This is a genomic window from Photobacterium rosenbergii, from assembly GCF_003026455.1.
Classification (GTDB): domain Bacteria; phylum Pseudomonadota; class Gammaproteobacteria; order Enterobacterales; family Vibrionaceae; genus Photobacterium; species Photobacterium rosenbergii.
The window spans coordinates 86266-112233 of sequence record NZ_PYMB01000011.1 but is presented as its reverse complement, the minus strand read 5'-3'; the positions used below and the strand labels follow the sequence as shown (position 1 = coordinate 112233).

Below are 25968 nucleotides of genomic sequence, written 5' to 3'. Positions count from 1 at the left end.
TATAAAACGACTAACCATTGTTTGGGTTTTCACTACCCTATTGCTAGCGAGTCGTTATGCCATAGCAAGCGAATCACATTGGCCCATCAGCGGCCCATGGAGCCAACCCAGCGAGCCTGCACCGGAAGTAACCCCTTTCGAGCTGCCGACTATCAAAGGGAACTCACCCCATTTCAATACACCCATTCCAGCGTTAAAAGCAGCCCCCAAGATAGACCCAGATACCATCTTCGACATCATCACCCATTGCTATCCAGAAAAAAGTAAATTCAAAATCGACCTCAGCTTGGTTGCCGGGGTGAAATCAAGCATCAACCAGTATGATGCATCCAATTGGCCGGATATCACCGAGCACTATGTCGGCATTGTTGGCAAGATGCCTCTCTACTCCACAACCGAACAGGCTCGTGAACGCCAATGGGAGTACCAAAGGCGAACCGCCACCGCGACGGCTGTATCAGCCTTTGCTGAAGCATTAGCTAACCGCAATCATGCGTATAGGGAGCTAGGGTTATACCTGGCAATGGAGGCCCGTTCACAAGCGAGGGTGAGACAAGGGGTTGCTAACGTTAAGGAGCAAGTTGGCTTTCTCGAAAAAGTGGCCAGTGCCCAACGCGATATCCTCAAGTTTGAGGCAAAAGTGGTTGAACAGCGCCTAACTCTTATCTCAATGTGTGATGATCTTCGCGCCCCGGATATCAACCAATACCTAAAGAACATTGCCCACCTTCCACCGCCAAACACCTCAGAGGCACAATGACATGAAGTGGCTAAACCATACCCTGATTGCCGGTGCTATCTGTGCCGCCATCTCGCCCACCCATGTTGCAATCTGTGTTGCAGGGGCAACAGCTCCCGACTGGCTGGAATACCTTTACAAGCTTACCCGCCATCACATCAAACACCGCGGCCCAACCCATATTTTTACTCATTGGTTGGTCGCCGCCGTTACCACCACTTTTATCTGGGATTACCACGGCATAGGGGCCGCTTTTGCATGGGGAGGGGTTAGCCATATCCTCACCGACGCAATGACAGTTACGGGAGTTCCCCTCTCACCTTATAGTGACCGGCGCTTCCACCTATTTGGTGGGCGTTTCCGGACCGGCGATCCCATCGAATATGCAATTGCTGCCGCCGTCGTCGTTATTTGTATTGGCCTTGCGCATTTAACAGAAGGTGTAGGTTTCGCCCCGTTCTTTTATGACTGGGGAGGCCTGTACCAGCAAGGTGTCATCGACGGCCTAGAATGGAAGACGAACCGTTTTAGGTTTATTTAATCAGGACAGCGTTCTAAGGTATGAACATCTACTAACATTCTAATCATGTGTCTAATCGTTAAGTTCAAAAATCCCATCTAAGTCAATTGACCTATGATTTCAAATGAATGTAGTGTTAAGAAGACAACATACTTCTGGATAGCGTAATGAATTACAAGACTTTATATGAAAAAGAGCTAAGCAACCCTGACACCAACTTTTTCATTCTTGATACTAAAGGAAGTGGTGTAAAGCATGATGATGCGGATTTCATAAAATACTCCTGGAGGACAAATAAATTTGGTCTGGTTAATGTCGGTGATCTATTCATCTATCGTCGTCCAGGTAAAGCATCTGAAACGGGAAAGTTCTACTTTTTTGGTGCAGGAAAAATCGAAACAATTGCCTCCGCCTTTGACACTAAAGGCGAAGTAGATGACGAAAAGCGAGTCAACGGTGCCATAACAAAACCTCTCCCTTTTGTTAATGATATTCACCCGGAAGACCTTGAAGATTTCGACTGGCATTTTAAAGATCGAAAACCTGATACTTGGATGTATTTTTTTAACCAGTACGGTATGAACAAGATAGATAGGGAGGATTTTATCGCCCTAATGGATATAGCAGAAGATGGTATAGATTCGGATTACGACAACACAGCCGCTACTGAAGCACTTCAAGATATCCAGAACGAAAACTACCACGCTGAAGATGAAAAAAGCGCAGCTGCTCGTCGCTCAAAACAAAGTGTATTTTCCAATAAGGTCAAGAATAACTATGGGAATACCTGTGCTCTTTGTGGTATTCAGACCAAATCTTTTTTGATCGGCTCACATATAATCCCTTGGGCAAAAAGAAAAGATATAAGACTTGACCCATCCAATGGCATATCGCTGTGTGTCATGCACGACAAGCTATTTGATTCAGGGTACATCACATTGAATGCTGACCTTAAAGTCGTTGTATCTGATGCCGTTAATCAAGATCCATCATTGCAAGCAATTACAGAATTGATTAAAGGGAAAAAATTGCGGAAACCAAAGAAATCCCCGCCCAAAAAGGAATATTTAGACTACCACCGTGAAAAAGTCTTCGAAAAATTCTTGAATAAATAACCAGGCATCTCGGATAGGGTAGCTTCATTCATGGAAAAAGCCCTATCCTTCATCAACTGCTGCGATATCACATATAATGCCTAAAACCCAAGGCGATTTCACCCTGAAATCTCCACACCAAACCCATTAATATCAATTACTTAAACACGAAATTTACTTGGTTGAACTGGCATATTTCACTACTCGCCGACATTCTCTTCAAACCACGCTTTTAGAAAGCCAAGGAATAGCGTCATGCGGTAAGGCATATGCTTGCGGGTTGGGTACATGCCATAGATACCGACCTCCGGGAACTGGGTAAGGCCGGGCAATGCCGATAGTTTTTTTTGCTCGACATACTCACGAGCGAAAAGTGTCGGTACAACCCCTATTCCCATTCCACTTACCAAAGCCTGAATCAATGCCGTAGTACTAGAGACTACCATTGCCCAAGGTTGGCGGTAGGTGATGTTCTTGCCGTCCACATGCAGATTCCAGGCATCGCCGTAACGGCTGCTTCCCATGTGGATACAGTCATGATTCTCCAGTTCGCTGAAATGCTCAGGTCGGCCGTTAGAATCAAGATAAAGCGGTGAGGCGTAAAGGCCAAAGCTGCTTGTTCCGAGTTTGGTCGCAATGTAGGAGGAATCCTGCAAGTCGAAAGATAAGCGGAAGGAGAGATCGATTTCCTCTTCAATCAGGTTGGTCTGGCTATTGCTCAACATGATATCGAAGCGAATATTCGGGTAGCTTTGCCGAAACACACGTATTGATTCAAGCAACAACGGCCCTAGCCCATCCGGCGCAGAGAGGCGGATAAGGCCGGAAGGGTTATGCTGGTGATCGCTACTCAATGAGTCTTCAAGCCGGTTGATATCTTCGACTATCCGTTTGGCACCTTGATAGTAATCTTTACCACCGGGTGTCAGTTGCATGCTTCTGGTAGTTCGATTCAGCAATACAAAACCTAGGTCATTTTCTAAATCCGCAATCCTTCGCCCGACAATTGCAGGGGTCACACCAATGGCTTTTGCTGCCTTTGCAAAGCTGCCTTTTTCCACCACGGTGCAGAACAGCTGCATATTCTTGTACTTATCCATTCGATACTTTTTGTATAGTTTGAAGTTACTTTTCGTTCAATTGTGTAACTTCATTGTATTAATTATCTTCTGCTTTACCAAATCCAACAAAGCAGAACATCGTTATGAAGATCACCCCTACTCTCACTCTTTTGTCTCTCGCAGTCGGTATGGCGGCCAACGCCAATGCCGCCGAAGGATTCGATCCCACTAAACCGGTCATGACCGAACTTAAAGAAGGCGTATACCAATACTCGCAGTTCTTCTACAACAGCCTGGTTGTGGTCACAGATGATGGTGTCATTGTGACAGACCCTTCTGGTGAAGCTCGCGCCAAAATGATGCGCAAAGCAATCAGTCAATTGACCGAACAACCGGTTAAGAAAGTGATTTACTCCCACGACCATTTTGACCACTCCAGAGGTGGCCAGATCTTCAAAGAGGAAGGTGCGGAGTTCATCACACAAGAAAAGTGTACCGAGCTTTTAAGCCGAGATTTAGAAAACAGGGTCGTCCAACCGGATACCACCTATCAAGATACCTACTCAATCACGTTAGGCGACAAGCAGGTTGATTTGCATTACTACGGGCCGAACGATGGCGACTGCATGAGCATTATTCACATGCCAACCGACCAGGTGCTTATGGCAGTTGATTGGCACCTACCCGGTTACGTTAATGAGCCCTACCGCCTGACGGCTCACAACTATGTGGCGATTCTCAACACCTTCGAGCGCGTTCTGGATGAACTTGAATTTGACACTGTGTTGAGTGGCCATATGCCAGCTTCATCACCCGACGCCCTCAAGGAAGATTACCGCTTCAACAAAGCCCTTTTTGATGCGGTATGGAAAGGCATGCAGGAAGGTAAATCCACCGAGGAGCTAAAACAAACCATCAAGCTACCTGAGTTTAGTCACTGGCGCGGTTACGAAGAGAACCTTCCAGCGCACGTAGAAAGAATGTCGTACTCAATTTGGCACGGTAACTAAGGGCACTTTCGCCAAACCGTTTAATTACTTTTAGAGAGAACCCCAATGAAATTACATGTATTCGACAGCTGCCCCTTTTGCGTGCGGGTGAAAGCCGTTATTGGTTTGAAGGGCATAGAGTGTGAAATCAGCCCAATGGTACTGGGCGAGATGCCAACCTCGCTCGAAGGAAAGCTGGAGCGCTTTAGCGTGCCGGTGCTGGAAGAAACCCACCCAGAAACTGGCGAGATCTCTTTGATGGTCGAAAGCTTGGATATCATCCGCAAGTTAGACCAACTACACGTAAGCCCACTAAACCAGCCGATGTTCGACAGCTATGAACTATCAGAAGCTCTCGAGTTGCGGCTAGAACAACTCAAGCCGGTAACGGCTCAGTTGCTCTATCCACGAATGCCAAAGCTTAACCTACCTGAGTTGGCAACGGCGCAGGCGCTCGATAGTTTTGTTGAATCGCGCAAAGGCGTACTTGGCCAAAGTATCGAGCAGGCACTTGAAAAGACCGAGCTGTACCTGCCGCAATTGGAGCAACAACTTGAATTGATGGAACAAGAGATAGATGTGGAAGGGCTTATATCAGGACGTCGCAGCCTGACAATCGATGATATCGCCGCCTTTGCCGAGCTTCGGAATTTCACAATGATTGCCGAGCTCACTTTGAGCGAGAACATGCAGGCGTATATTGAGCAGATCTCCGCCCGTCCACACATTGCGACTTATCCTCCAATCACAAGATAAACCACCCGAAACCTATGGCGATTTCACCCTGAAATCGTCACATCAAAAATATAAAATTCATAAACTTAAGAATAGCTTTAAGATGGAAATATATTATAAGGGTTTCAATTAGCACAATACTAAATGAATACGTAAATAACTCTATCCTGCACTGGTAATGCTGCTGTATTGGCAACAGAAATTGATAATGTGTCGGCAAATGACCTGTTCACGAATCTCCTACTTCGATAGGATTCGAAATCTTTGACTTGAGCTGAATGCGGATCGTTAAATTACCTATGACTAAAGTTGCCCTACTACTATCCTTCTTTGTTGTACCTAATGTATATGCCAATACTATTGATCAGATCTGTATCAACAAAAACGAAGTTCGAAATTACAGCGAAAAGCTCGAGATTAGCTATGAGAAACTGACATATACAACAACTGATTTATCAACCGGAAAGCAAATTGTTAGCTACTTCGATCACGTCGATATGGATTATCCCGAAGGGTTTAATCAAAAGTTTTTTGGTTACTCAGCAACCACGAACTCAGGCATTACACTCGCCAGAATAGACATATCAAAAAGCAATCTTATTCATTTTTCGAGAGTTTACATCTACGAAAACAAGAAAGGTGAACAGTACTACTCCCATACCTATGAGAGAGAATTCAATACAGCAAACTGCGTCTAACCGGTATTTCAGTAAATACCAAAAACGAGATTATGGTTTAAACCAACCTAAACCATGGTGATTTCACCCTGAAATTGCCACTCCAAACCTTTCAATGTCAATCACTTAAGAGTTAAATCAATAGGGATACATTTCAACACTGCAGTACCTAAACTCAACACCAGACAACAAACCCTGGTCGTTAAAGACTCTATTATTGACTTGACTTCTACTTAAGTTAAGAAGTCAAAAACCTAAATATGAAACGCATTTGTTCGATTGCGACAATTACAGAGTTAGTCACTTGTTGGGCTTGACCTCTGAAGTCTACCTGTAGCAACATCGCAAATTAATGTCAGTTGGCACCATAGATTTGCTACAAGCTCATCGCCAGCCCTCTGCGTATTGACTACTTATCTTTCTGCCTTTCTATCTTGAGAACTCTATGGAACGCTTCTACTCAAACATTGCAGGTTGTATTCGCTACTCCGATTACGTTGATGCCGCCAAATGGCTAGATAAGGCTAAAGAGCAACTGGAAGAAGAGGCTTACTCAATATTGCTTAGGAAGGTGGTCGATAAGCATCCCCAGATTATTACTCACCAGCACTTTGCCCATCTTCAGATGACAAGTGAGGTCTACACCCACCAAAGTGAATACATTAACCAACTAGCACTATTGCTATCAGAAGGGAAACCAGAAGAAGCTGAAAAACTATATCGTGAGCATTTGAGTTTCGAAGAGTATCCAACTTTTTTCACAGAGTTAGAGCAAGCCAAAAAGATCTACCGGCTTAATAGCTTCAAGTCCAAATTGAAACAAGAACTAAGCCAAATTGAAGGTGAGCTCGCCATCGACGTCGAAACGCACTTAAATTACGGTGACAGGCCTTACTTTCGTCGGGTTGAGACATCAAATGCCAATTTCTATGTGACACGCAGTTCAAATTACGGTTTATCGACCTTTGCATTAAAAGGGAAATTTGCCCGGCACTTACCCTGGAACCATCAGATGGCCCGCAGTGTACTCAGTACTGAGATAAATCAAGTTAGCGAGCATGGCCTAGTCAGCCTGATTGGTAACTACGAACCCGAGGCCCACAACTTAAAGTCTGTCACATATCTTACCGCACAAGGGCGCCATTATTTCGAAGATGCCGTTCATTCACTAACGATTGAAGACACCACAACCCAGCGTGATAGCGGCAAAATCGATGTTGATAATTTTATGCAAATGAAAGAGGTGATTCCGACAGCGAGTCAGATGAGGGCGATCTATGCTTCAGGTAATCACATCATTGATGGTCCGGCAGGGACAGGTAAATCAACATCAATACTTCAAAAGATTTTGGTTCTAGTCAACGATGAAAAAATCAGCCCGAACCAAATCATGGTCATGGTAAAGCACCAGGGACTCGTTGCGCCTTTTAAAGGCCTACTATCTCAGATGGGCATCGAAGGGGTAGAAATCATTGCTGTCTCTGACTTTTTGGCCTCGCAAATAGGAAGTAACTACCAAAACCTCACACAAGGCAATATTGATGAGCTTGTAAGCATCTCTGAAACACTCAGGGACTTTCTCAAAAAGTTAAAACCCAAAGCAAAACACAGCCATATGGTCACCTTGCCAGATTGCTTAGATGACGGCACACTGTTTGAGTTGCTAAAAGAACACAACGCAATTCAGTTTGACGGTGAGCACTTGAGGGCTAGAAAAGAAAAGCGAGAGCAAGAGCTCCGTAAGCCATTTGATGTTGAGTTGGAACAACGCCTTAGCAACAAACGTGCAGAACTCTCGAATTTATCAAATCGTGACGAGTTTCATCATAATTTCGGGATGAGTGATGATGACAAAGAGAAACTACATCAAGCAAAACGAAAATACTCTTCTCTAGTAGACTTGCGAGATATGTCCGATGAAGAAGAACGGGTTCAATATGATACTTTAATTGCCAACTTAGAAAATAAAACCTTCGAGCTTGAAAAGCGAATCAAGGGTCGCATAAACCACAAAGGTCAATTAAAGGTCCTTCATGATCTGATAGAAAAGCGCATCAATGACCAACTCGAAGATTACGAACTTGCTGAGAAAAATCGGATTGATAATGCCCGTAGAAATGAAATAAATAATGATCTGGAGCTGAATCAAATCAAACGCGGTTTGCAACAGCACCAAGCTAGCTTAGAAAATGTATATGGAAAGATTGAACGGGCAACGCCAGAAAGCGTCATTGGTTACCAAGATGCAGAGTCAAAGACTCTATTGAGAACACTGGCAATTCGTGAAGTAAAGGTTCTCAACACAATTATCATTGATGAAGCCCAAGATATCCCTTCTGTAGACATAGAACTAGTAGGCTTTTTCACACAGCAACTCATTCTCTCTGGTGACGAAGCCCAAAATGAGAATCCTGATGGGGTAGGGAGTTGGCTCAACTTGCGCCATGAGTCAGGCTTTGTCAATAAAGGACAGCTTTCCTTACACAAACTTAAACATAACTTCCGTCAAACCTATGAGCTTGGCAACCTGAGTTACAACTTTAGACAGTTGATGCTAGGGCTCGAAATTGAAGACTTGAAAGAAGAGTACTTTGAGAATCAAAAAGGTTTCGACAAACCTACAGTAACCAACAAAAGTTTAAGTGCTGAGGTGAGTAGAAAACTGGAATACATCCAGAACCATTTCATTCAAAAGTTGCCGTTGGTTATCATTTTTGAACAGCAGAATGAAACTAGAATGCGGCTGCTCATTAAAGAGCTGATCCTTAGTGGCTTATCTGTCTCAGTCAGGCAGTTGAAAGATCACTGTGATGTCTGCTTCCTACAGGCAGAGCAAGTTGCAGGAAAAGAGTTCCCTGTCGTTATCTCTGTTGTAGATGAGCACACTGAAGACAGCACACTCTATATCATGTTAAGTCGCGCTAAATTCAATCTTACCGTCATGGTACCAAAGCAAAGCGCTGTCAATGGAAAACTGAAAACACTCGCTAAGCACGGCATAGTGACGATTGAGTAACTCTTCGTTATTAATCATTCGCCGATGAACTTACACGCACAACCCAAAACACAAAGCCTAGACCCCAGACCCCAGCCCCCGAAACCCATGGCGATTTCACCCTGAAATCGCCATACCTAACCATTAAATATCAATCACTTAAAGATTAAATCAGCACGGCTATAACCTGAAATCAGTCAACACTGCTAACACATGATTTGTGTGATAGGAGAAAAGTCACGACACAGCCTGTGGATGAAAAGAGAATGTGACCCAACACATAAACTGTGCATTTTTTGAGCGTCTTTTTTGACATAGGACAAATCTGCTTTCAGTTGTGTTGGCATTCTAGCATTAGCGATCACTTAATTAAGTAACAGCTAATGTAAGGAGGCGCTACAATGGATAGGATTACATTCTCGATATGGTGTCGGGCTGTTTGCGTTGCAGCTATTTTGGTTCTGCCTCTTCAAATTATTGCCTCGACCGCCGATCACACCACTTTTGAACAACTGCATGGTCCTTTTGAGCGAGCAGAGCAAGTCACTAAAGCCTGTCTGGATTGCCATACCGAAGCCGGAGAGCAATTACAGCAGTCCACTCACTGGACTTGGCAACATGGCCAAGCGGGTAGTGATACCGTGTACGGCAAAACAGGTGTCGTCAATAACTTCTGTATTGCTACCGCTTCTAATGAACCACGCTGTACCAGTTGCCATGCTGGTTATGGCTGGAAGGATGATAGCTTTGACTTCACCAAGCAGGAAAGTATCGACTGCCTGATCTGCCACGAGCAATCTGGGCAGTACCGCAAGTTCCCGACCGATGCCGGCCACCCCAACTATGTCGACAAGGAGTGGCCGAAAGGCTCTGGCAAGATGTTACCTGCGGTTGACTTAGCGATGGCCGCCCAAAGTGTTGCCACCCCAGATATTGAAAATTGTGGTGCCTGCCACTTTTTCGGTGGAGGCGGGGACTCAGTAAAACATGGTGATATGGACTCAACCCTCTTTAGTGCGTCACCAGAGCTGGATGTCCACTTATCTAAAGAGGGCGCGAACCTCAACTGCCAAGACTGCCATACCACAAGCAATCACCAAACCAAGGGCTCGCGCTACGCCATGCTTGCGAAAGATACCTTAGGTATCGATATTCCCGGCCACAGTGATTTTAGCCGGGCAAGCTGCGAATCCTGCCATGGTATCGAACCGCATCAAGGCTCCCGAAATGCCATACGCCTCAACCAACACGTTGACAACATCGCTTGCCAGACTTGCCATATTCCTGAGTTCGCCCGGGAAAAAGCCACCAAGACTTTTTGGGACTGGTCAACAGCAGGTGACAAGAGCCGCCCAGTCACCAAAGACCAATGGGGCAACGTAACCTATACCCCGAAAAAAGGGGACTTCATCTGGGAAATGAATGTCGTACCAGAATATGTGTGTTTCAACGGCGATATTGACTACACCGTTGTCGGTGAGAAAGTCACACCTAATAATGCCGGCATTATTGCGTTAACGACCCCGCAAGGACGTTGCGGCGATGACGATTCCCGTATCTGGCCATTTAAGGTGATGAAAGGCATACAGCCGTACGATAGTGAAAACCAAATCATGGTCACACCGCATCTATTCGGTAAAGACAAAGCCGCATACTGGAAAAGCTACGACTGGGATGCCTCAGCACAGGCAGGGATGGAAGCCAGTGGTGAAACCTTTAGTGGTGAGCTTGATTTCATCAATACCGAGTACCACTTCCCAATCACCCATATGGTTGCCCCTGCTGAAAAAGCGCTGGAGTGCCAGGCTTGCCATAACCCGGATGGCCGAATGGCCAAATTGGCGGGATTCCATATTCCCGGCCAATCCCACACCTTCAGAGGCGGGCCGTTCCTTCGGTGGTTAGTGGTGATAGTACTCGGGGTCGTGTGCATTCATGCACTGTTGCGAGTGTTCGTCCCCAACAAAAAAGACAAGGAGTGAGTTATGCGTCAGATGATTTATAAACGGTTTGAGCGTTTCTGGCATTGGTCGCAAAGCTTGCTGATGTTGGCCATGTTAGTAACAGGGTTTGAAATCCACGGCTTTTTTAGCTGGCTGGGTTTCGAGCAAGCACTGCTTTGGCATGAGGTGGGGGCTCTTGCCTTGATCATTCTTTGGCTGTTTGCCATTTTCTGGCATTTCACCACAGGGGAGTGGCGGCAATACATCCCGACCACAGAGAAACTGATGGCCGTCATTCGTTATTACAGTAAGGATATCTTCTTCGGCAAACCTCACCCCTATAAAGCGACACCGGATCGCAAACACAACCCGTTACAGCGTTTCTCTTACTTGGGTTTCAAGTTGCTATTGGCACCTGTCATTTGGCTATCGGGCTTATTGCTGCTTGCCTATCCCTTTGGGCTGGAAGTGTTCGCGTTGTCCACGCTATCAAACGTGCATCTAGCCACTGCGTTTTTGATCCTGATTTTCTTGATCGTACATATCTATATGACAACCACAGGGCCAACTCCTCTGAGCCATATCAAAACCATGGTCACCGGTTATGAAGAACCTCACGAACAAGGCAATAAAGAGGTCATCCAACCCACAAAAAAAGTGGTTTAATCTCTGTACACATTCATAGCTTCTAGATGACGAAGACTCTAGAGCAACTACAACAGCTGGCACAATCTCCTTAACGTGTGCCAGCTAACCTTATTAGGCTGAACATTAAGAGAAGGTGACGAACAACTGGCTTCACACATAGATGCTATTAAAACTGATTACTTAACTTCCAAGGAATATTTCTTCTCAACTAGCGTAGATAATTATGTCCTCTAATATTAACGGCACCTTAGCTAGCGGCTAAGCTTCGACAATGCCATCAATAAAAGCACAAACCAAGGAGCAAATGATGAAAGTGTTAACCCTTACTGATGCCATTTCAGAAGAGCTTTATAAGGTATTAATCTCAAAGGGCTACACCGCTAATGAAAGGAAGCAATACATCAGTTTTGATAAAGGGCGTAGCGATAAAACATACATCCACTACAGCAATAATATTATCAGAGCGAGAAAGAACACCGAGGGCGAGACAATCATTACTACAAGATTTGGTAAACCTAATGGTAAAGCTTCCGCCTCACAACATGACTATCTAAGCACATGGTTCTTCAATGGCTATACAGGCAAGAAAGGATCATCATTATGATACCCAGTCATTTATTATATGACTCACTCAGAAGAAGATCTCTCATTAATACGGCTATAACCCAGCCCGAAACCATGGCGATTTCACCCTGAAATCGCCATCAACACTTACTATTTATCAACTAGTTAGCCATGAAATGCGTATGGATAACAAACTCCCGTACATCCCACGGGTATCTATCAAGCTAACTACCCAGCTTTCGCCAGTTTCTTGCCCGCCTCAATGGCTGCGGTTAGTTCTTTGCGCGCCTGTGCTTCACTGATTTTTTCTTCACGCGGTTCGACGTCCATCAGCAAGAACGAGGTCTTGTTGTTCTTGTTATCCTGCACGCCTTGCTCGACCACTTTTAGGTTGGGGTAGACGTTACTCAGTACACAGGCACCAATCGCTGCCGTGCCGGACGGTAATTCTTGGTTTGCAACCTTCTGGGCTGCCGCTGCCGTCCCTTCTGGGATTGCTAGCTCTTTAGGCTCGAAGCTATTTTTCCAGCTATCGATCTGTTTAAGGGCAGCTGGGTGGGAGGCAATAGTGGTAATGGCCGTGTCGTTGGCGACATCCTGATTGTTCATCAGCACACACATTTCAATCGGCGTGGTGATGAAAGCCTTGGCTTCAACCAGGCGGTATTGCTGAAAGGCTTCAACCGTGGCCTGCACCAAACGGCCATCGATGGTGCTGTTCTCTACTGCGCTGAAGGCGAGGGCATCATGCTCAATAGATTGCTTGAAAGTGTTGCTTGGTGTCCCCGCAAACGTCACGGACGCACTTAGCGCTGGCTGTTGTTCAAACAGCTTTGTAATAGCCGCGTCGTTGAAGCTGCCTTTTGAGGCTTGTGCAAAAACATGCTCACCGGCAAGTGCAAGGTTTGAGAATAGAAGGGTAGAAGCAGTTAGGGCGATCCCCAGCGGTTTTAACATCCGTATTTCCTTTACAGTATGTGGAGTGTGAACCGTTTAGTATGACAATTTCATCCGTTTGGTTTTATTAACCTTATCACTAAATAAGGTCTGAGCAGTTAATAGTAAATGGTAAGGGAAGGGGCTTGGAAAAAAGAAGCAGCAGAGCCAAGCAAAACTTGGCTCTAGGTTTAGTTCAGTCCCAGACCACCATCAACACCAATTACTTGCCCCGTTACCCATGAACTTGACGGTTCAGCGAGCAGGACTATCCAGCGGCTGATGTCTTCCGGTACCCCTCGACGCCCCATTGGGATCATCGCCCTTTCCTGATCTTCGACCTCTTTGGCCTGCTGTTCGGTCAGCCCCATCATTCCAGTCAAGGCGCCAGAGTCTGTTGGGCCAGGAGCCACAGCATTGACCCGAATGTCCGGCGCAAGCTCCAAAGCCCACGACTTGGTCAAATAATCGAGCGCCGCCTTACTTGCCCCGTAATGGGAAAGGTTGGCTGCCGGCATATGGCCAATGGTACTAGACACATTCACGATCACGCCTTTGCTCGCTTTCAGGTAGGGTAGGCTGGTCTTGGCCAATAAACTCGCCGCCACAACATTGACCGAGAAAATGTCGGTGATCGCTTGCTCGTTCATCTCGTCCAATTTCGCATTCGCTCCGGCACCTGCATTGTTCACCAATACGTCCAACCGGCCCCATTGTTCGATAACGGTATTCACAATCAGGTCGGCACTTTGTGGGGAACGGCTATCGGCAACCAACGCCATAATATTGTTATTCATGGCGGCTACACGCTCTAGCGCATCAATGTGACGACCGGTGATCAACACTTTGGCCCCCTTTTGGGCAAAGGCGAGGGCCGCCGACTTTCCGATCCCGTTACTGCCACCGGTGATCACAACCACTTTATTTTCCATCGTATTTCCTTTAAATGATGAGGGCAGGGCACAAAGAACCGCGCTCCTGCCTAAATTGAAATGTAGCTATGTAAGAGGCTTAGCCTTCAGAGAGTGGACGCAGGAAGATTTGCTCACGCAACACTTGCCAGCGATCGTCTTCAAAGCGGAATTCGATGTTGCACAACAACTTCATTTCCTCGCCGTTCATGCCGCTGTGGATGCGGCTCAAAACACATACCGCACTGTCTCCCAGCACATGGAAATCATGCCAGTCAGCCCAGGTGTTCAGCTGGGTTTTGCCTTCTTCGGCCTGCTTGGCAAAGTGGGCTTTGAACGCCTGTTTGTTATATGTCATCACGCTACCATCAGGCATAACCAGTGTGGTATGGAAATCGTCATGGTAGATAGTATCTAGTGCCTCGATATCAAAATTGGTTGCCCGGTCAATTAGGTGATCCATGGCCGCTCGAATCGCGGCAGGCGTATGAGTTTCTTTGGTATAGGTAGTGTTGGTCATGGGTATTCATCCGTATCGGTTATTCATTACTGTCAGACTTCCCGAACAAAGGGATCAGGTGGCTGACTCGCTGTCGGGAAAATAGTACTTATGATGAATATCGAATAGAACTGGGCTAAAGTGCATAGCATCTATTCCAAAATCGAAAGCATATATGGACCAACTCAGCGCTATGCGTACCTTTGTGCGTGTCATTCAAACCGGCAGTTTTTCATCTGCAGCAAGGGAGCAGAACACCTCCCAAGCGACGATCAGCAAGAAGGTGGCAGCGCTAGAAAACAAACTAGGCGTCAAGTTGCTGATCCGTACCAGTCGGAGCTTGTCTCTCACCCAAGTGGGCGAGGAATACTACGAGAATTGCATTGCGCTGCTGGCAGAAATTGACGAGGTTGAAGCCCGATTACGTTCCAAGGTCAGCACGCCACAGGGAACATTGCGCATTGCCGCCTCAGTCCCATTGGGAAGATTGGTACTGGCGCCGTTAATTGCAGAATTCCTACGGGCCTACCCTGATATCGAAGTCGATATGGTGCTGGAAGAGCGACGTATAGATATGGTCGCCGAGGGAATAGATGTCGCCATCCGCGCCAGCAAACTGGAAGACTCCACCTTAATCGCCAGGCCACTGTTTGCTAATCCGCAACTCTTAGTGGCAGCGCCAGGTTATATCGCGCAATATGGCGAGCCCAAAACACCTGACGACCTCAAGCACCACAACTGCATTGTGTATACCTATAAGAAAACGTTGAACAATTGGCACTTCAAACACAGTGGTGTCGAGAGTTCAGTCTCCGTATCAGGGATATTCCGTAGCAACAGTGGTGAAACAAACCTGGAAATCGCACTGGCCGGTATGGGCATCACCCAATTACCGATATGGATGGTAGACCAACACCTCAAGCGCGGAGAGTTAGTACAGGTGCTTGCCGACTATGAGGCAGATAACATCCCAATCCATGCCATCTACCCGCAAAATCGTTATGTCCCATTGAAAGTCAGGTGCTTTATCGACTTTTTGAAAGAGAAGCTGGAAGGTAGATACCTATAATGGCTTTATTATGCCGCTATGAATTTCAGGCAAAAAAAAGGGCAGTCTACACTGCCCGGGTCAACAACATTACTTGCCTAAAATCAGGGGGGTAGTACCTGGCACACCCAACTTAATCAGGAGAAAAGGCAAACAATAAACCGACTTCAAGGTGTATATCATTGCTAATTCCAAAAAGGCAAACCTCCTTGCCCCGAGTTAAGTGTGCCCCATTCCCTAGATAGGCTCTATTGCGATATTTCACATCAGGAATAACCGAAATGGTAATTGAGAGATCGATCGGATTGTTCTCTCAACGACGACACAAAAACTATTTCAGACAGCCTGAACCGTCTTTGGCACGGATGGTCTCGATCTTTGAGAGCAAGGTCGCTTTGGCCTCCAATGCATCTTGGATGATGCGTTCTATCCGCTCGAGTTTTTCATCTAACACCGACAAAGCTTCAGCGCGTGTCAGATCCTGCGACATGAAGGCATTAAGCAAGGGTTCCACTTCCTTGAGCGTAAATCCGATAGCCTGCGCCTGTTTGATAATACGGAGCCGATTCGGAGAGTCAGCTGAAAACTCCCGGTAAGTCCGACTGCCTGCCGTTCTGGGGGACGACACCAACAAGCCGAGCGATTCGTAATGGCGCACTAATTCTCTAGAAACCCCAGCTTCTTTGCATAATTGTCCGATAAGCATAAACGTCCCCCTTGACTGTGTGGTATACCACACAGTTTACACTGACCGGCATAGATTCAAAACAGGCTCAACAAAGCCATATCAAAATGAGGATTTTCGATGACAACAAAACGATGCTGGTCACTCAAAGACATACCTGACTTAACGGGAAAGACAGCGATTGTCACTGGGGGGAATACCGGCTTAGGTTTTAAAACCACACTAGAGCTGGCCCGCAATGCCGCCAAAGTAGTACTCGCCTGCCGTAACGAGGAAAAAGGGAAGGCAGCCATTAACCGGTTGCGCCAGACACTGCCGGAAGCTGAGTTGGATGTGATTTCGTTGGATCTGACTTGCCGCCAGTCAATTGAAAATTTCGTCCATCAAGTTACCAGCCGGTACAGCCAGCTCGATATCTTGGTGAACAATGCGGGCGTGGTTAATTTAGCCCAGCGACAAACCACACCTGAAGGGTTTGAAATGCACATGGCCACCAACCATCTTGGTCACTTTGCTTTGACCGGAAGACTACTTCCCGCACTGCTTTCTGCTGATCATGCCCGTGTTGTCACCGTCAGCAGCGGGGGGTACAAATACGGTACAATCAATTTCGACGACTTCAATTGGCAACAACGCCCCTATCACCGGGTCAAAGCCTATGGCGACAGTAAACTGGCCAACCTGCTGTTTAGCTATCAGCTACAACGCTACTTCGACAGCATCGGCGCTAATGCAATGTCAGTAGCCGCCCATCCGGGGCTAACGGGTACCGAACGACAGCAAACTATTGGGGTAGGGGGAGTGTTTTCACGCAGCTTAGCTTCTTCTGTCGACAATGGCTGCCGCTCACAACTGCTGGCCGCTACGGCGCCAAATATCAAACCACAAGGGCTCTATGGCCCAAGATATGGCATTTGGGGATCGCCGGCCTTACACAAAGCTTCCCCGAAATACGTCAATGCCGCGCTGGCCCAGCAGCTTTGGGATTTTTCTGAAGATATTACGGGTGTTCGTTTCCCAACCGACGGGCTCGCTTAAGCACCCCGTCCAAAATAGCGTCGCTGATATGGTGGGGAAAATCATCAGGCAAAGATGCACGTACGGTCTCAACGGCCTCAAAGGCACGGTCGCGGAACTCATCCAAGATCTGCTGCATCGCTGCCTCTGAAAACCCTACCGCCCGAGCCGTAGCCAAGAAGTGACGGGGGAACAATGAATACCATTTGTAGTGACGGCCGGATTCACCATACAAACCCATGGCCATCTTGGCTTTTCGCTCCGACACCCCCTTGCCACCCATCACCGGGTAAACAGATAAAATATCGTATAAAGGAGTCAGCCTGAAGGCACCGCCGGGCAATAGGAATACCGAGAAATTCTTGGCATGGCCATCGGTCGCCGCGAGCAGCCAAAACAGGACTTGGGCCCGCATGAATTCACGACGATCGGCATCTGGCTGTTCGGAAGCCAGAAGATAACGCATGATTTCCGCAATACCGGGGCCGCCATCGACCTCGTATTTACGACCCGGCGAGATATTGAGTACCTGGCAAAAATCTTCTTGCGGCAAGCGCATGATCCACTGGCCATCTTTGGATTCACGGCGGTCAAAACGCGAGACTGATAACGCGCGGATATCGGCTACATCCAGCACATCAGCCTCGGCAACAGGCAGCCCGAACGCTTTGGCCAAACGAAGGCACACCAGTTCATTCTCAACACTTTCGGCAAGATCGATGGTATAGGAATGGCTTTGGATCTCGCCAATCGGCAGTTTGATAATATGGGTGGTCGGGGTACTGCCCTGCGGCAGACACCAGGTATTATCTCTGCGCAGCAAGGCGGTTTTTTCCTGGGCGCCAGCCAGGGATATACGAAAGTCGTCTTCCTCGGCAATCATGCCCAGCGGGGCATCACTTTGGTAACCCTTGAGGATGCGTACCAACGCACTGTCATCGAGTGGTTTGCAGCTAATGTGCCGTACATCGCCGGGATTGGTGCCCAACGGGTAGATCTGCAACGCGCCGACACTGTCGAGGCCGATCTTGGCCAGCAAATCAAAGGGCTGACTGGATTTGGCCTGATGGCGGGCCACAATACGTTGGCGGATCTGCATATTGTCCGGCAGCAGGTTATCGAAAAAGTTATAGACTGCCTCGCCATGAAAAGGACGCCGGCCAAGCGGCAGCGACAACGAAATAGGTCGCGCACCGGGGGTATCGAGCCAACTTGGTGAATAGTGAAAGCGGTGGGCACCGGTGGGGGACTGGTGCAGTATGCCCACTTCATAGCCGTTCATCGCCACCATCAAATCAGCCATTTACCATTCCTCTTTCCATTGTTCGGTGTCGGAGCTAGCTTGTTCACCACGCGGGCGGACTTCCAATTCCAGATCGAGCGCCGCAAGCAATTTAAATAAGGTATCAAGCCGGGTGCCTTCCGGTGCATTTTCGAATTTAGATACCGTGTCCTGCCGGATCCCGACTTTTTGCGCGGTATTCGACTGTGATAAGCCTTGTTCTTTGCGGCTTTCTTGCAGTAAATGGCTGAGCTGGGAGGCTGACGTTACTTTCATTGCGCACCTTTCTACATGACAACGTTACACGCGATAACCGGTAAAATCAATTCTACACGGTATAACCGTTAAATCCAGTTTTACACGCTATAACCGTTAGCAGATACAAAACAGGGCAACCCTTTCGGATCGCCCTGCTTTTAACTCTGACACTGAAGTCTAGCGCGTTGGCGATGCTTATTCGGCCAGGTGCTTTTGCAATGTTTCGGCAATCACCTTATCAAGCTCACTCTGGAGCGCTTTTGGCAAACGCTTGAACTCGTAGCTAAAAGCACGGTCTTTGCTGCGTTTGCGAGCGAACGTGTTGGTATCTTCAAATTTCCATAGCTTTTCAATTTTGGCCTTCTTAGCGGCTGGTTTTGCCAACAACTCGTCAGCCGCATGGCGGTAAGCTTTGATCAATGCGGCTTTCACTTCATCAACAGCAAGGCCTGCATCAAGCTCATCTTTATCAACCATTACCTGGGCAATCACATCAGCGAGATCAATACCCTTCGTAGACAGAGACGTTGCTAGTTCTAGCAGTTGCTTGTAGTCCGGATAATTAAGCTCGGATTGATCCGGGAAAACGGCCAGCATTTCGGCAGGGACAGTCGCAGCTTGAATAGCACGCGTTACTTTCGCCGTTGATAGCTTTTGCGACTCAGCAATTTCTTTCTGGTTCAAACCACTATCGCGCAGTACCAGCAAGCGCATACCGACTTCACGCAGGTTGTGCTCACGGGCTGTTTGGATATCAGCTGCCAGTTGGCGGGCATCTTCAGCGCTGATTGGCTCTTCGGTAACCAGTACTTTCAAACCAACATTGCTAAATAACGCCGCAGCCCGGCGGCGAGAACCATCGAGGATCTCGATACGATCCTCAACCTTGCGGCCAATCGCCGGGAAAAATTGCTGCAAACCAATGGTACGGGCAATGTCTGCCACTGACTCTTCGGTCAATGCCTGCTGATCACGACCGTTAGTCACCAGTTCAACGAAAGTTTTGTTAGCCAGATCAGCTGCAGGGATCTCTTGCAGGCTGAAAGTGGCTGTATTGCCCGATGCTAGAGTGAATGTCTGGTTAGCATTGGTTTTCGGTGCTTCAGAGGCCAGTGACGTACCGCTAAAAGTACGGCCAATTGTTTTTCTCTTACTCATCACTTACCTCAGTTTGTACGGATAAATTCAATTCGATCGAACACTGCTTTGGCAAAATCTTCCGCAGCAATACGGGCATTTTTCAACGCTTCGCTACTACCGACATAAGTGGCCGGGTTTGCTGAAATCACAGTGTCGAATGACTCACCACAACGTTCGAAGCCGTCAAGGCGAGGAAGGGCAACATCAAGCATGTCGCCACCAAAAATTTCTTTGGCCAAGCTATGGCACAACTTATGGTCAGCTTTGTTGGCCAACTTCGACATAAAGCCGATATTACCGACAACGCGCAGTTCGGTACCGGATTCCTCAATCATACCCAGTAGCTCAGGCAGGCGGTTGAGGTATTTCAGGGTTGAGTGGAAATCAACCTGGGCCGGTGGGATCGGCGTCATCAGCAGATCAGAACTTGCCAGCGCGTTGGTCAAGAACGGGTCAAGGTGTGGGCCGCTATCGACAAAGATAAAGTCGTAGTCACCAACAAGCTTATCGATCACATTCTCACGCAACACGGCATGGGTTTTCTGGCCTGGTAGATGCTCGGCACACAGTTCGTCCCAGCTTGATGCAATGAATGCATCTTCAATTGAAGCCGGGATCACATCCACACCCGGGACGCCGGATGAAACAACGAATTCATCAAGAAGCTCTTCGCGAGAGACATTCTGCAGCATAGCCTGAGCAGCAGTGGCGTCCACTGAGCCAATAGAATGAGCATGGTTAAGGAACATAGTCGCCGATGACTGAGGATCAAGATCAATCACCAGAATGCGAAGATCTTCCTGCAGCAGGTGAGGGTGGGTGCGTAGGCCATGCGCCAAAGATACGGTACTTACCGTTTTCGATACACCGCCTTTTAGGTTACCGACAAAGACAGTGAAGGCTTGGTCATGCTTGTTGCGGTATTTCGGAACGTCACGATGATGGTAAATATCAACAATGTTCTGGATAGACATGGCGTACTTTTCAGAGCTGCCTGCCTTGCGTTTTTCAAATACGTAGCCAGTTTCTTCCATCTCTCCAACCGTTTTGTCAACGATAGCCTTGGTTAGCTTCGGTAATTTGGCGACAGCGGCTTTGGAGTACACCTGGTAATACGTATCGGAATCGAGTTCTTCTTTTTGCTGTTTAATTTGCTCAGTGAGTGAGCTCAGCATACGTTCTGAGCGCTCAGCGACTCGTGTGATCAGGTGTTGTGGGTCATACATATCGTGCGTTCCTTTAATATGCAGCATTTTAGCCTTAGAGCCATAATGCTGCATATAAGAAAAAAAGTAAATCAAAATCTGTATGATCTGCTTCTATTTTTTTGTTGTACTATTTTGTCTAAACCCGCTGATTGACCTTCACAGACGCTCTGTAACGCGCTGTAAGAGAAGATCTTGGCTTAGTAGGGGATTTTTGCGGGGTCGAGGCTACATTGGTTAGAAACAAAGAGAGAAAGAATTTGATGGCTGCTGTGGGTAAGTGTGTAAATCTTTGATTTTCCACTTATCCACAGTGACTATAAGATCTATTTTTCTATATTAATCTATTAATACTATTGATCTATAAGATCTATAGGAGTTGTAACCAACTGATTTATAAGGTTAAAACAACGCTTATTGATCACATTTCTGGCGTATAAATAACACTTTTCTGGCTGTTATGATCCTTTTTATGGCGTTGATGATCATATATGTGGTGTCATTGATCTTATTTATGGTGTTTGAAGGACAGTTTTCTGGCTTATAGATAACATATTTATGGCTTAATGCATGTGGCGCACCATAATTATGTTATTTATAGGGGGGTAAGCCAGAATTGTGATATCTGTCAGGGTTTAGAAGGCGATAGATAACACATTTATGGCGTCAAAACGCTATGACGCCATAAATATGATCAATACTGGGGGTTGCCACCCATCTCTTTAAGGGCTTCGATTTTGGCTAGCATGTCATTGAATTCGTCAGCTTGGGCACTATCTTGTTGATTCTGAACTTCTTCTAGTTGGCGTTCGGCAATGCTTCGTTCGATTTGTTCGGCAGTGTCGATATGATCAATAGCACGATAGGCATCAGCCAATAGGCGCAGCTCATCAATGCCAAGTTTTTCACCGGATTGCAGCCGTTTCACTTCTAGTTTGCGGATCGTTTCTTTCGCTGCTTGAAGGTTAAGTTCTTGAACCGTACCGGATTCTAGCCAGCGGTAAAGAAACTCGATACCGACAATCTTGCGGCCTTGCTTATATAAGCGGTAGCCTTTCTCGCCTTTATCACTGGTTAAGAACAGCAGCTCTTTACGTGTCTGTGGGTTAGTGGATATCTCATCGATGCTGTCGCGGATGCACCGCTTCATAAACACGCTGTTGTTTTTAAAGGAACTTTTATCAGCTTTGAGCTTTCCTTTTTCATCCAGGATACCGAAGAGACCTTTTAGATCGTCGATATTCTGGACTTTCATCGTAGTGCCTTCGGTCTTGAAACGGCTCAATAGCTCGTATAGACGCTTAGAGTATTCTTTCTTGAGGTTGAAGAAATTCCGGGTGTTGATAAGAGCAAAACCCTGGTTATATTCAATATATTCAGTTCGAAGCTCATCATTGGGGATCATCATCAACTTGCCGTCTTTATAAGTCAGACGTTTGAAGAAAGGAATGTAGTCAAACTCTTCATCACCTTTTTCAGAGACACCGCGGATCCCGACTTTACGCTGTGACAGTCGTTCGGCCACCGGACTAAGGATCGATCCTACATGGCGTGAATCAATTTCAAGCCATTCAGAGAGTTGGCTGCAGGAAAAGGAATAGACAGGGGTATTGTTGAACCAGTCCGGCTCTTTCATATGTGCCATCATCAGGGCAAACAAATCGGCTTCACGGGCGGAGAGATCTTGGCGGCTGAAGACCAGTTGATGGCCCTTTTTGATATGCTTTGGCAGTGCCGGCCCAATCGCGGGATAGTTAGTGTCTTTACTCACGACATGTTCCATAGATGACATTATTCTGGCATTAAATAACAGAATTGTGGCTTATGCAAATTCTACGGTGCCAGGTGCTGAACAGGATCGCAATTCTGGCCAAAACGGGTAAAAGAGTTACTAAACATGTGAAAGTGACACCGTCACGGAACGTTATCGTGTTGAGCTTATTTGTTATTGGTCTTAGAACTTTTCTGTTGGTAGTTATTTATTTTAATCATTGGGGCATTTAAAATTATAGTGCACTAGATTTTTATCATTGTCATCGACTCCCTTTTCCATAACAACCAAATTCCCCACTGCAAACTGTGCTTAGCACATCAGTTAGCGACAACCTAAGTCTGGGCAACCTAGTATTCCGTTATATAACTGCATGTTAGGAACAGTTATCCACACATCCACAGCACTTTTAATAATTACTTTTAATTCTTTATAGAGCTTAAAGAGCTTTATTACTTTAGGTACATAAAAATTCATTAATTACAATCATTTATAAGCAATGAAAAGGAGTAAAGCCCGATAGGAGAGGAGTGTAACCATATTGAATAGGAGCCAAACCCGATGAAAAAGGGAGTAGAACCCGATACTAATAGGAGCATAACCATATCGGAAAGGGAGTAAAACCAGATCACCGCCTGCACCTATGCACATAAAGGCACCGATAGGGATAAAAAAACGCTGTGAAGGGGAGTGCTTGTCCGCAAGAAGAGGAGTTAAAATATAGGTAGCTCCTATTTTTAAACGGCAGCTGACTGACCGTAATATGTCTGTTCGCGAGAACCCCACTATGAACAAAAAGCCAAAGCACCTGAGCAAAATTCCCGACTCGCTGGTGATCCCCAATAAGTTCCTTCGCGGACGGCAGGACTATACCCGATACCAACGCTGTATGACGGCTCTGGTGATGCTGGGCATGCAGCAGGAGCGCAACCGACTGTACGAGGTTGACCCGGTCGGCAAGCCGCTAACAAAAACGATGACATCCGCCCAGGCCAGGGAGCACTACAACAACTATATCCCCTCAGAGCAGATGGAAGTAAACCGCTACCATACCTTTGACTACGAAACGGTGTTGTCTTTCCTTGGGGTCAAACCGACCTCATTCCATAAAACCCTGAAACGCTCGTGCCAGGCTATCACCAACAAAGTGGTGATGCTGGAAGATCACAACGGCAAGGATTCTTTCGTGTCGTTCGTGCCGGTGCCTTTTGCCGAATACAAAAATAAGAAGCTGACGCTCGGTGTGCTTGATACAGCGGTACCGATTTTCATGGAACATTCCAGGGGGTTTTCGGTGGTTGACCTCAAGATCTGGACCAAGCTCTCCAGCCCCCATGCTATCCGCCTGCTAGAGTTGGTCAGCAGGGATAAGAACCGCACTGAATTTACCATGGAGATCGAAGAGTTCAGGCGCTTGTTCGGTGTCGATTTCAAGGTCTACGACGACCCACAAGAAGCGATGCAGGCAGGGGCAAAGATTGGCGACTACATCAAGGTTCGCGACCCGAACGAGCCGAAATGGAACCGGATCAGAATTTATCCGTCGATCAAAGATCTGCGCAATAATGTCCTGACGCCGTCATTTACCCAATTGCTAAATGAATCTGGCGGGGTGTGGACCGCAACAGATAGCGAAGGGTTGGGCCACGAGTTACTCTCAGGCCGGCACAAAGCAGGCCGTGGCCGCCCGGTCACCCACATCCGCTTCTGTTTGAAATACAACTCTGCCAATGCATGCGAACAAGCTCTCGCAGCCCAGCCTGAGCTGACAGCGGGCTATGACGGGTTAGATATCGATAAGTTCTGCAAGGAAATTTTGGTCCAGCTCAAGCAGAACGGTGTTATTAACGCAAAAAGTGACGTCGATGACATTAAGAAAACCATATACGCAGGCTTGCAACATGTCGTCGAGGAGAGTGCCGCCATCGCACAAGCAAAACAGAGGGCGATGGAGCAGGATGCGGGGCTTTCCAGCGGAATAACCCAAGAAGAGATTGGTGTGATCAGTACATACAAGAAACTAATGGCACTGAATATTGATAACATCAGTGAAATGTCTGAGCTTATTAGCCTCGATGAACTCCATCAGCTATCGATCAATGTCAGCCTGCTCAAGGATTTTGGTATTAGCCTAAGCGATGAGTTCTATACGCGTCTGACCTGCCTAGCTTTGCATAAAACTGGGCATATTGGCGATCAATAACAGGCTTTCAGTGGCGAGAGAAATACCTTTTTTATATTTAGTGGTCAATCTTATCTGAATATCGATGATGAATGACTTTAAACTCAGGAATAGACTTGGTGAAAGCCCTAACGATGTCTGGGTCAAAATGCTGACCTGATTCGGCAACAATGTAAGCCACGGCCTCCTCGAAGGCCCAGGCTTTCTTGTAATGGCGCTCACTCGTCAAGGCATCAAACACATCAGCAATGGCGACAACCCTAGATGCCAACGGAATGTCATTACCGCTAAGCTGATTTGGGTATCCGGTTCCATCCCACTTTTCATGATGGGCAATGGCGATATCACGCGCCATTTTCAATAAGGTGCTATTGTGATGGCCAATAATATCGGCCCCGAATTGCGGGTGTTTTCGCATTATAACCCACTCTTCTGCAGTTAATTTTCCTTTTTTATTCAAAATCGCATCGGGTACACCAATCTTGCCGATATCATGCATAGGCGCAGCGGTGAAGATAAGTTCTTGCCATTCTTTGCTCATCTTCAGTTTATTGGCAAGGATCTTGGTATAGAAACTCATTCGAATAATATGTAAGGCCGTTTCATTGTCTTTGAATTCTGCCGCATGGCCTAGACGGCGAATCACTTCATAACGCGACTCTCGCAGACTGTCATTGGCTTTTTTTCCAAAATATAGGGTAAAAAGGGTGGAAGGTAAGGTGAAGAAGGCCATCAGGATGAAAATAAGCATCACACCATGTTGTTTATCTTGCTGCAAAATCAAACCTATCACAGCGGCACTGAGTATCAGGGTAATCGTAAAACTGACCAATACCCTATAAGCAAAATCTCCATTTCCAAATGACAACTTATGTATATCTGAAGTTATATAGCGCGAGAGCGTTTGATAAATAGAAAACAACGTTAACAGCAACATGGCGAATAAAGCGCTAAACAGTGTTGTATGCAAGCCAAGGTCGTTGCCGAAAGTAAGCAAGGGTGGAGCGCCAACCGAGTAGTACACGACTCCCCCTATAAGTAGTAATACCGATAGGCTGAGTTTTTTCAA

General features: G+C 46.7%; 23 protein-coding genes. 12 read left to right on the top strand and 11 right to left on the bottom strand.

What is annotated here, in order from left to right:
* The first annotated feature begins 61 nt into the window (after positions 1-61).
* From C9J01_RS19165 to C9J01_RS19155, 3 genes are all read left to right on the top strand, one after another.
* Positions 62-760, top strand: coding sequence for a hypothetical protein (locus tag C9J01_RS19165; RefSeq protein ID WP_419687367.1), 699 nt, complete (start codon positions 62-64; stop codon positions 758-760).
* A gap of 1 nt (position 761) precedes the next feature.
* Positions 762-1280 carry a metal-dependent hydrolase gene (locus C9J01_RS19160; protein ID WP_107299742.1) on the top strand — a complete coding sequence of 173 codons (519 nt, stop codon included), beginning with the start codon at positions 762-764 and terminating at the stop codon, positions 1278-1280.
* A gap of 146 nt (positions 1281-1426) precedes the next feature.
* Positions 1427-2374 carry an HNH endonuclease gene (locus C9J01_RS19155; RefSeq protein WP_107299741.1) on the top strand — a complete coding sequence of 316 codons (948 nt, stop codon included), beginning with the start codon at positions 1427-1429 and terminating at the stop codon, positions 2372-2374.
* A gap of 179 nt (positions 2375-2553) precedes the next feature.
* On the opposite strand, the gene C9J01_RS19150 is transcribed toward C9J01_RS19155, so the two are convergent.
* A complete protein-coding gene (locus C9J01_RS19150) occupies positions 2554-3453 on the bottom strand; it encodes a LysR family transcriptional regulator (protein ID WP_107299740.1) in 900 nt (299 codons plus the stop codon).
* A gap of 104 nt (positions 3454-3557) precedes the next feature.
* Here C9J01_RS19150 and C9J01_RS19145 point away from each other — a divergent pair, with 104 nt between their 5' ends.
* From C9J01_RS19145 to C9J01_RS19115, 6 genes are all read left to right on the top strand, one after another.
* Entirely contained in the window at positions 3558-4424 is an 867-nt protein-coding gene (locus C9J01_RS19145; RefSeq protein ID WP_107299739.1) for an MBL fold metallo-hydrolase, read from the top strand.
* A 45-nt stretch (positions 4425-4469) separates the two neighbouring features.
* Complete coding sequence (locus C9J01_RS19140) at positions 4470-5159, top strand: glutathione S-transferase N-terminal domain-containing protein (protein ID WP_107299738.1); 690 nt, start codon at positions 4470-4472, stop codon at positions 5157-5159.
* A gap of 1227 nt (positions 5160-6386) precedes the next feature.
* On the top strand, positions 6387-8831 hold the full coding sequence (locus tag C9J01_RS19130) for a hypothetical protein (RefSeq protein WP_146157096.1): 2445 nt from the start codon (positions 6387-6389) through the stop codon (positions 8829-8831).
* Positions 8832-9211: 380 nt separating this feature from the next.
* Positions 9212-10792 (top strand): tetrathionate reductase family octaheme c-type cytochrome, encoded by a 1581-nt coding sequence (locus C9J01_RS19125; protein ID WP_107299735.1) that lies wholly within the window; start codon positions 9212-9214, stop codon positions 10790-10792.
* Positions 10793-10795: 3 nt separating this feature from the next.
* On the top strand, positions 10796-11419 hold the full coding sequence (locus C9J01_RS19120; RefSeq protein WP_107299734.1) for a cytochrome b/b6 domain-containing protein: 624 nt from the start codon (positions 10796-10798) through the stop codon (positions 11417-11419).
* Positions 11420-11708: 289 nt separating this feature from the next.
* Positions 11709-12005, top strand: coding sequence for a hypothetical protein (locus C9J01_RS19115; protein ID WP_107299733.1), 297 nt, complete (start codon positions 11709-11711; stop codon positions 12003-12005).
* 188 nt (positions 12006-12193) lie between these two features.
* On the opposite strand, the gene C9J01_RS19110 is transcribed toward C9J01_RS19115, so the two are convergent.
* The 3 genes from C9J01_RS19110 to C9J01_RS19100 form a co-directional block, all read right to left on the bottom strand.
* Positions 12194-12922 carry a prephenate dehydratase domain-containing protein gene (locus C9J01_RS19110; RefSeq protein ID WP_107299732.1) on the bottom strand — a complete coding sequence of 243 codons (729 nt, stop codon included), beginning with the start codon at positions 12920-12922 and terminating at the stop codon, positions 12194-12196.
* Positions 12923-13092: 170 nt separating this feature from the next.
* Positions 13093-13833, bottom strand: a complete 741-nt coding sequence (locus C9J01_RS19105; RefSeq protein ID WP_107299731.1) for an SDR family NAD(P)-dependent oxidoreductase — start codon at positions 13831-13833, stop codon at positions 13093-13095.
* A gap of 79 nt (positions 13834-13912) precedes the next feature.
* Complete coding sequence (locus tag C9J01_RS19100; RefSeq protein WP_107299730.1) at positions 13913-14332, bottom strand: nuclear transport factor 2 family protein; 420 nt, start codon at positions 14330-14332, stop codon at positions 13913-13915.
* Positions 14333-14486: 154 nt separating this feature from the next.
* Between C9J01_RS19100 and C9J01_RS19095 the strand changes: the two genes are divergently transcribed.
* Complete coding sequence (locus tag C9J01_RS19095; RefSeq protein WP_107299729.1) at positions 14487-15380, top strand: LysR family transcriptional regulator; 894 nt, start codon at positions 14487-14489, stop codon at positions 15378-15380.
* Between the two features lie 310 nt (positions 15381-15690).
* Here the strand turns inward: C9J01_RS19095 and C9J01_RS19090 are convergent, their stop codons facing one another.
* Entirely contained in the window at positions 15691-16065 is a 375-nt protein-coding gene (locus tag C9J01_RS19090) for a MerR family transcriptional regulator (RefSeq protein WP_107299728.1), read from the bottom strand.
* A 99-nt stretch (positions 16066-16164) separates the two neighbouring features.
* Here C9J01_RS19090 and C9J01_RS19085 point away from each other — a divergent pair, with 99 nt between their 5' ends.
* Positions 16165-17082 carry an oxidoreductase gene (locus C9J01_RS19085; RefSeq protein WP_107299727.1) on the top strand — a complete coding sequence of 306 codons (918 nt, stop codon included), beginning with the start codon at positions 16165-16167 and terminating at the stop codon, positions 17080-17082.
* Here the strand turns inward: C9J01_RS19085 and C9J01_RS19080 are convergent.
* The 5 genes from C9J01_RS19080 to C9J01_RS19060 all read right to left on the bottom strand — a co-directional run bounded on the left by C9J01_RS19080 (position 17045) and on the right by C9J01_RS19060 (position 22729).
* Positions 17045-18343: a type II toxin-antitoxin system HipA family toxin gene (locus C9J01_RS19080; protein WP_336596078.1), complete on the bottom strand. Its 1299-nt coding sequence runs from the start codon at positions 18341-18343 to the stop codon at positions 17045-17047. The two genes, C9J01_RS19085 and C9J01_RS19080, sit on opposite strands and share 38 nt — an antisense overlap.
* Before the next feature lie 21 nt (positions 18344-18364).
* On the bottom strand, positions 18365-18619 hold the full coding sequence (locus C9J01_RS19075) for a helix-turn-helix domain-containing protein (RefSeq protein WP_107299725.1): 255 nt from the start codon (positions 18617-18619) through the stop codon (positions 18365-18367).
* A 177-nt stretch (positions 18620-18796) separates the two neighbouring features.
* Positions 18797-19759 carry a ParB family protein gene (locus C9J01_RS19070; protein WP_201797842.1) on the bottom strand — a complete coding sequence of 321 codons (963 nt, stop codon included), beginning with the start codon at positions 19757-19759 and terminating at the stop codon, positions 18797-18799.
* 8 nt (positions 19760-19767) lie between these two features.
* Positions 19768-20967 (bottom strand): AAA family ATPase, encoded by a 1200-nt coding sequence (locus C9J01_RS19065; protein WP_107299723.1) that lies wholly within the window; start codon positions 20965-20967, stop codon positions 19768-19770.
* A 673-nt stretch (positions 20968-21640) separates the two neighbouring features.
* On the bottom strand, positions 21641-22729 hold the full coding sequence (locus C9J01_RS19060) for a replication initiation protein (protein WP_107299722.1): 1089 nt from the start codon (positions 22727-22729) through the stop codon (positions 21641-21643).
* A 775-nt stretch (positions 22730-23504) separates the two neighbouring features.
* Here C9J01_RS19060 and C9J01_RS19055 point away from each other — a divergent pair.
* Positions 23505-24920 (top strand): replication initiation protein, encoded by a 1416-nt coding sequence (locus tag C9J01_RS19055; protein WP_158264568.1) that lies wholly within the window; start codon positions 23505-23507, stop codon positions 24918-24920.
* 37 nt (positions 24921-24957) lie between these two features.
* On the opposite strand, the gene C9J01_RS19050 is transcribed toward C9J01_RS19055, so the two are convergent.
* Positions 24958-25968 carry an HD-GYP domain-containing protein gene (locus tag C9J01_RS19050; RefSeq protein WP_237157009.1) on the bottom strand — a complete coding sequence of 337 codons (1011 nt, stop codon included), beginning with the start codon at positions 25966-25968 and terminating at the stop codon, positions 24958-24960.

What these genes read in the sequence shown, in the direction of transcription:
- C9J01_RS19160 (WP_107299742.1), top strand. Translation starts at nt 762, where the DNA reads ATGAAGTGGCTAAACCATACCCTGATTGCCGGTGCTATCTGTGCCGCC.
- C9J01_RS19155 (WP_107299741.1), top strand. Translation starts at nt 1,427, where the DNA reads ATGAATTACAAGACTTTATATGAAAAAGAGCTAAGCAACCCTGACACC.
- C9J01_RS19150 (WP_107299740.1), bottom strand. Translation starts at nt 3,453, where the DNA reads ATGGATAAGTACAAGAATATGCAGCTGTTCTGCACCGTGGTGGAAAAA.
- C9J01_RS19145 (WP_107299739.1), top strand. Translation starts at nt 3,558, where the DNA reads ATGAAGATCACCCCTACTCTCACTCTTTTGTCTCTCGCAGTCGGTATG.
- C9J01_RS19140 (WP_107299738.1), top strand. Translation starts at nt 4,470, where the DNA reads ATGAAATTACATGTATTCGACAGCTGCCCCTTTTGCGTGCGGGTGAAA.
- C9J01_RS19125 (WP_107299735.1), top strand. Translation starts at nt 9,212, where the DNA reads ATGGATAGGATTACATTCTCGATATGGTGTCGGGCTGTTTGCGTTGCA.
- C9J01_RS19120 (WP_107299734.1), top strand. Translation starts at nt 10,796, where the DNA reads ATGCGTCAGATGATTTATAAACGGTTTGAGCGTTTCTGGCATTGGTCG.
- C9J01_RS19115 (WP_107299733.1), top strand. Translation starts at nt 11,709, where the DNA reads ATGAAAGTGTTAACCCTTACTGATGCCATTTCAGAAGAGCTTTATAAG.
- C9J01_RS19110 (WP_107299732.1), bottom strand. Translation starts at nt 12,922, where the DNA reads ATGTTAAAACCGCTGGGGATCGCCCTAACTGCTTCTACCCTTCTATTC.
- C9J01_RS19105 (WP_107299731.1), bottom strand. Translation starts at nt 13,833, where the DNA reads ATGGAAAATAAAGTGGTTGTGATCACCGGTGGCAGTAACGGGATCGGA.
- C9J01_RS19100 (WP_107299730.1), bottom strand. Translation starts at nt 14,332, where the DNA reads ATGACCAACACTACCTATACCAAAGAAACTCATACGCCTGCCGCGATT.
- C9J01_RS19095 (WP_107299729.1), top strand. Translation starts at nt 14,487, where the DNA reads ATGGACCAACTCAGCGCTATGCGTACCTTTGTGCGTGTCATTCAAACC.
- C9J01_RS19090 (WP_107299728.1), bottom strand. Translation starts at nt 16,065, where the DNA reads ATGCTTATCGGACAATTATGCAAAGAAGCTGGGGTTTCTAGAGAATTA.
- C9J01_RS19085 (WP_107299727.1), top strand. Translation starts at nt 16,165, where the DNA reads ATGACAACAAAACGATGCTGGTCACTCAAAGACATACCTGACTTAACG.
- C9J01_RS19080 (WP_336596078.1), bottom strand. Translation starts at nt 18,343, where the DNA reads ATGAACGGCTATGAAGTGGGCATACTGCACCAGTCCCCCACCGGTGCC.
- C9J01_RS19075 (WP_107299725.1), bottom strand. Translation starts at nt 18,619, where the DNA reads ATGAAAGTAACGTCAGCCTCCCAGCTCAGCCATTTACTGCAAGAAAGC.
- C9J01_RS19070 (WP_201797842.1), bottom strand. Translation starts at nt 19,759, where the DNA reads ATGAGTAAGAGAAAAACAATTGGCCGTACTTTTAGCGGTACGTCACTG.
- C9J01_RS19065 (WP_107299723.1), bottom strand. Translation starts at nt 20,967, where the DNA reads ATGTATGACCCACAACACCTGATCACACGAGTCGCTGAGCGCTCAGAA.
- C9J01_RS19060 (WP_107299722.1), bottom strand. Translation starts at nt 22,729, where the DNA reads ATGGAACATGTCGTGAGTAAAGACACTAACTATCCCGCGATTGGGCCG.
- C9J01_RS19055 (WP_158264568.1), top strand. Translation starts at nt 23,505, where the DNA reads ATGAACAAAAAGCCAAAGCACCTGAGCAAAATTCCCGACTCGCTGGTG.